The 6,183-nt window shown below is 72.7% G+C and carries 6 protein-coding genes; 2 read left to right on the top strand and 4 right to left on the bottom strand.

Going from position 1 to position 6,183, the window contains the following annotated elements:
- Nucleotides 1-1,351: hypothetical protein (locus ACOV8S_RS19215; protein ID WP_448319038.1), on the bottom strand; the 1,351-nt coding region annotated here is incomplete at its 3' end.
- Nucleotides 1,352-1,502: 151 nt separating this feature from the next.
- Between ACOV8S_RS19215 and ACOV8S_RS19210 the strand changes: the two genes are divergently transcribed.
- Both ACOV8S_RS19210 and ACOV8S_RS19205 read left to right on the top strand, forming a co-directional pair.
- Entirely contained in the window at nucleotides 1,503-2,666 is a 1,164-nt protein-coding gene (locus ACOV8S_RS19210; protein WP_448319037.1) for a winged helix DNA-binding domain-containing protein, read from the top strand.
- A gap of 142 nt (nucleotides 2,667-2,808) precedes the next feature.
- The gene (locus ACOV8S_RS19205; RefSeq protein ID WP_448319036.1) at nucleotides 2,809-3,567 is read left to right on the top strand and encodes a hypothetical protein; all 759 of its coding nucleotides are present in this window, start codon (nucleotides 2,809-2,811) and stop codon (nucleotides 3,565-3,567) included.
- A 131-nt stretch (nucleotides 3,568-3,698) separates the two neighbouring features.
- Here the strand turns inward: ACOV8S_RS19205 and ACOV8S_RS19200 are convergent, their stop codons facing one another.
- From ACOV8S_RS19200 to ACOV8S_RS19190, 3 genes are all read right to left on the bottom strand, one after another.
- Entirely contained in the window at nucleotides 3,699-4,430 is a 732-nt protein-coding gene (locus ACOV8S_RS19200; protein WP_448319035.1) for a class I SAM-dependent methyltransferase, read from the bottom strand.
- A 59-nt stretch (nucleotides 4,431-4,489) separates the two neighbouring features.
- Nucleotides 4,490-5,137, bottom strand: a complete 648-nt coding sequence (locus ACOV8S_RS19195) for a hypothetical protein (RefSeq protein ID WP_448319034.1) — start codon at nucleotides 5,135-5,137, stop codon at nucleotides 4,490-4,492.
- Nucleotides 5,138-5,206: 69 nt separating this feature from the next.
- On the bottom strand, nucleotides 5,207-6,025 hold the full coding sequence (locus tag ACOV8S_RS19190; protein WP_448319033.1) for a helix-turn-helix domain-containing protein: 819 nt from the start codon (nucleotides 6,023-6,025) through the stop codon (nucleotides 5,207-5,209).
- Nucleotides 6,026-6,183: the final 158 nt, after the last annotated feature.

The raw sequence follows: 6,183 nt of genomic DNA, 5'->3' as shown, positions 1-6,183 counted from the left end.
ACTCATCGCGAGCCGCATCGCCGCCCGTCTCCCCGTCACGAGCCACATCTCCGCCCGTCTCCCCGTCACGCGCCGCATCGCTGCCCACCTCCCCGTCACGCGCCGCGTCGTCCCGTACCCCCTCCTCACCGCGCAGTCGTTGTGCCCGCTCGGCGATGCCGCTGGACAGCTTGCCCGTGACCGTCCGGGCCTTGCCGAGCGTCTCGTTGCCGACGCGCAGGGCGACGTCGACGCCCTCCGCGCCCACGGCGAGGGCCTTGTCGCGCACCTCTGCGGCCGCCTCCACCCACCGGCGCGCCTCCAGGGATTCCTGACCGCCCTCGATCCCGAGCCGCCCCTGGAAGTCCACGACGGACGTCGCGACGTGGTTGCTGGAGTGCACGACGGCCCGGGACGTGGTCGGGTGCAGCAGGACCTTGGCGTTCGCCGTGCCGGCGGCCGCGTTCATGCGGCCGAGCAGATGCTCGGTGACGCGGGCGATGTGGTCCGTCCGCTTCTGCCGGGCGGCCCGCAGCCCGAGCCGGTGCCGGTCGAGCTCCTCGGGCGACGCGTCGAGTACGCGGTCCAGCTCCAGCACCGAGGTCGCGTCGTGGAGCTGGCAGCAGCGGGCCAGGACGGCCAGCCACTCCCGCACCTTGGGCTCGATCTCCCTGGTCGCCTTCGCGAGCTCGCCGATCTTCGCCTTGTGCTCCACCTTCTGCGCCAGCCCGTCCAGCTGCCGCAGCGCGTACGCCTGCGTCGTCGCGACGGTCGTCGACGTCGCCTGCACCTTCGACCACGTGACCTCGGAGACCCGGCCCACGGCCTCGCGGACGGTCATGGCCTCCTCGATGACGAAGTCCGCGCCGATCATGCCGGCCAGCGCGGCGTCCTTCTGGGCCCGCAGCACGTCGTCGACCTTCTCGTCGATGGCCGCGAGGTAGTCGGTGATCTCGTCCATGGCCTGCTGCCGCGCTACCTGCGCCATGATCCCCGCGGCGCCGGACAACAGGGCCGGGTTGCTGAGCAGCGTTCCGGGGCCCCGAACGAACTCGACGAACCCCCTGATCTGGCCCTTGTCCCCCTTCAGAACGCCCGTCGCGAGCCCCGACTTCGAGCTGGTCCGCAGCCCGTACTTCTGGATGGCCTCCGCCGACTGCTTGGTCAGCTTCACCCAGCGGCCCGAGTTGGCGGCGAGCTCGGAGGCCATCTGCGCGGCCTCGGAGGCGGCGAGCAGGGCCGGCCCCAGCCGCTGCAGTCCCAGGTCCCTGGACGGCAGGCTCTCGGAGACGAGGAAGCGCTCGACAGCCGTCGGATCGCCGATGACGGCGAAGCCGTCGTCGTCGCGGATCAGCTGAAGCTCGCTCTTCATCGTGAACTCCTGGGGACGGGCGGGAGGTCTCCCCACGGGGAAGGACCTCTGCACGGAAACGACGTGCCGACGCTACCTTCGGCCGTCCTGACCTGACCATGACTCAGGGAAGAGAGCTGCCCGCCCCCACCACGCGCGGCATAATCCGCGCATGGTCCTCACCCCGCGGCAGCTGGCCCTGGCCACCCTGGAGCGTCAGTTCCTGCTGGAACGCCGGCGTCTCGACGTGGCGGAGGCGGTCCGCCGGGTGTGCGCGCTGCAGGCGCAGGAGCCGGCGTCGCCGTACCTGGCGCTGTGGAACCGGGTGCGGGACTTCGCACCCGAGGACCTCGACGCGGCGTTCGCCGAGGGCCGGGTCGTGAAGGCGTCGCTCATGCGGATCACCCTGCACGCCGTCCACGCCGAGGACTACGCCCACCACCACGCCGCCATGCTGAGCACCCTGCGCGCGTCGAGGCTGTACGACCGCCGCTTCGGCGAAACCGGGCTGTCCCCCGACGACGTGGACGCCCTGTTCCCGGAGCTCGCCGCGTTCCTGGCGCAGCCCCGCACCGGCGTCGAGGTGCGGGACGAGCTGGCCGGCCGGTTCGGCGAGCACGCGGACCGGGTGTGGTGGGCCCTGCGCACGTACGGCACCGTGCACCACGCGCCGACCGGCGGCCCCTGGTCGTTCACCCGGCGCAACGCCTACCGCGCCGCCGCCCCCACCATGTCGAGCCCGGGCACGGACACGGGCGTGGACCCGGGCGAGGGCGTGCGCAGGCTACTGCTCTCCTACCTGGGCGCGTTCGGGCCCGCGACCGCCCGGGACTTCGCCCGGTTCACCCTGCTCACGAGCCCGGTGATCAAGCAGGCGCTGCACGAACTCGACGCGGACGGGCGAGTGGTGCGGGTGCCGGGCCCCGACCGCGCCCCGCTGTTCGACCTGCCGGAGGCCACCGTGCCCGACGAGGACACCCCGGCCCCGCCGCGGCTGCTGCCGATGTGGGACAGCACCCTGCTGGCGCACGCCGGTCCCGGCCGGCTGATGCCCGTGGAGTACCGGCCGCTGGTCGTGCGGCGCAACGGCGACGTGCTGCCCTGCCTGCTCGTCGACGGGCAGGTCGCCGGCGTGTGGCGGGCCCGCGAGGGCGCGCTGGAGCTGACGGCCTTCCGCGCATTCGACGCGGCCGCGTGGGAGGGCCTGGTGGAGGAGGCCGAAGGGCTGCTGGGCCTCCTCGCCACTCGCGAGCCGGAGGTGTACCGCCGCTACGGGCACTGGTGGGACAAGGGGCCGCTCACCGGCGTCGGCACGAGAACCGTCACGGGCGGCTGATCCCACCGCACGGGGGACGGCGATCGTCCGATGCGTCATCGTTATGCGCCGGTGCACAACCCCATGGGGATGCCGGCCGTCTGTAAGGCGCTGGCAGGAGTGCGCCTTCGGGTGCGTTTCCCGTAGGGAGATTGGGGATCACGTGAGGAAGCAGGTCTGGAGAGCCGTCGTGACCGGTGGCGCGGCGGCGGTGTTCACGGCCGTGGCAGCGGCGCCGGCCGGAGCGGCCGAGGGCGGGGTCTCGTTCACCCGCGTGCAGGTGAACGACGGCAAGCCGATCGTGATCGGGCTGTCGAAGGTCACGGTGCCCGCCTCCTTCCGGATGGCGACCACGAAGGCATGGGAGTACCCCGCGGTCTACCTGTACCGCAGCAACGGTGAAGCGCTGTGGCACGCCATCGGGGTCAGCGACTGCATCAAGGTGAGCTCGGGCGTCTGCGACTTCAAGGAGACGATGGACTTCGACCCGACCGTGTGGGACATGTACAACAGCGAGGCCGGCGCCTGGAAGGTCGGGGCCGAGGTGCACTTCGAGGGCGACGGCGGTGACACCGACGACGAGGGCCTGACGGCGTACGTCAAGCGCAACTCCCGCCTGACCGTCAACGCCTCGCCCGAACCGGTGGCCAAGGACAAGACCATCACCGTGACCGGAAAGGTCACGCGGGCCAACTGGGAAACCATGAAGTACGCCTCCTACGGAGGACGCCTGGTGAGCCTGCAGTTCAAGCCTTCCGGCAGCACCGCCTACACCACGGTGAAGAAGGTGTACGCGAACAGCTCGGGCGATCTCCGGACGACCGTGAAGGCCTCCCGGACCGGTACCTGGCGCTGGGCGTACTACGGCAACACCACCACCGGGCCGTCGACGTCCTCCGGGGACAACGTCGTGGTGAACTGACGTCCGCGAGGCCTGCGGGTCGGCGGGGGCGCGGTCGGCGAGCCGGAGACCCCGCGGCCCGGTCGCATGGCGGCCGTGCCGCGGTCGGCCGGCCCCCGCCCCCGCGACCCCCGCGACGAGTCAGGTGGGGCCTAGGGGCGGCGGCCCAGCAGGTGGACGTCGAGGTAGCCGCGCTCGGAGGCCGGGTCGTTGACCAGCCGCGCCTGGTCGACCAGCCCGGCCCCGGTCAGCAGCCCGGCGAACCGGTCCACCGGCCAGCTCCAGGCGGGCGCCACCTTGTGGTCGAAGCGGACCGGCTCCGGCCCGTCGCCCCCGACACCGGACCCGCGCCCGCTCCCGGGCCCGGGCCCGGCCTTTGCCGCGGCCCCCGCTCCGAACGGGGACCAGGACCCGGTGCCCGCCCCCGTCCCGAGCCCGAAGAACGAGACCAGGATCAGACCCCCGGGCGCCAGCACCCGCACCTGTTCGGCGAGCACCGCGGGCAGCTCCGCGGGCGGTGTGTGGATCATCGAGTAGTGGGCCAGCACGCCCCCGAGCGCGCCGTCCTCGACCGGCAGGGCCTCCATCCTCGCCTCCTCGAACCGGAGCTCGGGGTGCGCCCGCCGGGCGTGGGCCACCATCCCCGGGGAGAGGTCGATCCCGAAGGCATCCAGCCCCAGCTCGTGCAGCATGGCCGTCAGGTGTCCGGGACCGCAGCCCACGTCGGCCGTGCGGAGGTTGCCGGTGCCGCGCACCAGCTCGGCGAAGGCCGCGATCATGTTCCGCGCGAACGGCTGCGTCTCCATCCGGTCGGCGAACAGCGACGCGTACAGCTCGACGACGCCGTCGTAGGCCGCCCTGGTCCTGTCCTGATGCCCGGTCACGGGCAGGGAAGCCGGCACCCCTTCCCCGGACCGCGCGCCGTGCCCCTCGCCGCGCCCCCTCACGGCGACTCCAGCAGGACAGCCGGCAGGGCGCCGCTCACGATCCGCTCCTCGGGCAGCGAGAGCCCGAAGAACTCCTCGACGACGCCCAGCGCGATCCGGTACTCCTCCTCTCTGTCCCGTTCGAGAAGGGGGAGCCCGGCGGCGGCGAATCGCTCCTCCAGCCGGGCAGCCGTCTCCGGATCACCTTCGACGCCCTCGTAGCCCCACGACCGGTCGAGGTGCAGGTTGCACGCGGCCAGCAGACGCCCGTCACGCAGGTAGGTGAACTGCGGCGGCACGGGCTTGCCGTTCATCTCCTCGTACTCCAGGACGCAGACGTCCGCGCCGCCCTGCGACATCGAGGACGGCGGATCGATCTCGCCGGGCCATCCGCCGTACGCGACGGCGTACGACCACTCCTCGCTGCGGCCGAGACGCAGGCCGATGCCCTCGTAGGAATCGCCGTACCTCTCCTCCATGAGGGCCGGCAGCGAGGCACTCGTGTGTTTCCCGACCGGGACGACGACGCGCTCCGGCAGCCACCGGAAGGAGGTCGCGAGGCGGGCGGCGAGTTCCTCCAGGGAGAGTCCACGGGCCAGCACCACGTAGTGGCCCGCGGAGGAGACGCATCCGCGTTCGGCGAGCCAGATCAGTCCGTCCGTCATACGGCCCATCCTGACAGCGGGCTCGGACAATGAAGGCAACCAACGGTACTGCCGCGGCCGTCAGTTGAGTCACCCCGCTGCCGCGCCCGTCGCCGCCCGCAGGAGCGCCGCCGTCTCCGCGTCGGCCGGGAAGAACGTCTCCACGGCGATCTCGTCCAGCGTCACATCCCGCGGTGAGCCGAAGACGGTGACCGTGTACAGCAGCGAGAGGTCACCGTGCTCCGACGACAGCCGCAGCGGCGTGACCAGGTCGCACTCCGGTCCCTCCTCCGCGCGGGCGGAACCGGCCCCGGCCCCCGCCTCGGCGGGCGCGGGGTAGGCCTCGAGTTCAGCGAGCAGCTCGGCCAGACCGGGATCCGCCGTCCGCTGCAGCTGGCGGCGCACCCTCCGCAGCACGTGTCCCCGCCACTGGTCCAGGTTCCGGATCCTGCGCGCCAGGCCGTCGGGGTGCAGCGTGGCCCTGAGCACGTTGAACGGGTCCCGGGCCGGCTCCCCGGTGACGTCGCCGAGGAACGCGCGCGCCGCCGGGTTCGCGGCCAGCAGCTCCCAGCGGGCGTTGACGGCGAGCGCGGGATTCGGCGCGTGCCCGGCCAGCACCGCTTCCACGGCGGCGCGCGCCGCACCCAGGTCGGCGAGCGGGCGCTCGGGGTGCAAGGGGGCGAACCCGGCGGCCAGGTAGAACGCGTTGCGCTCCCGCAGCGGGACGTCCAGTTCGTCGCACAGCCGCCGGATCATCTCCCGGCTCGGGTTCGCCCGGCCGGTCTCCAGGCAGCTGAGGTGCCGGGTGGACAGCTCGGCGGCCAGCGACACGTCCAGCTGCGAGCGGCGGCGACGTTCGCGCCACCGCCGCAGCAGCACGCCGACCGGCTCGCCGTGGGTCGTCGTCATGGGGCCAGCCTGCGACGCGGCGGGAGGCGTGGCAATGACCTCGGAGGTCATCGACACGCCGCACGGCGAGTCGCAGAGTCGGAAGCACGAACCGGACCGACGCGAACGGTCCAGCCGTCGCGACCGGCCGACTCACCGACCGACCGACCGGAAGGAAC

This window comes from Streptomyces sp. CO7 (assembly GCF_053474865.1).
Note: the sequence above shows the minus strand (reverse complement) of the source record. Positions and strands in the feature narration are given on the sequence as shown.

Excerpts from the sequence above, each read along its gene's own strand:
- ACOV8S_RS19190 (WP_448319033.1), bottom strand. The coding sequence starts at position 6,025 with ATGACGACGACCCACGGCGAGCCGGTCGGCGTGCTGCTGCGGCGGTGG.
- ACOV8S_RS19195 (WP_448319034.1), bottom strand. The coding sequence starts at position 5,137 with ATGACGGACGGACTGATCTGGCTCGCCGAACGCGGATGCGTCTCCTCC.
- ACOV8S_RS19210 (WP_448319037.1), top strand. The coding sequence starts at position 1,503 with ATGGTCCTCACCCCGCGGCAGCTGGCCCTGGCCACCCTGGAGCGTCAG.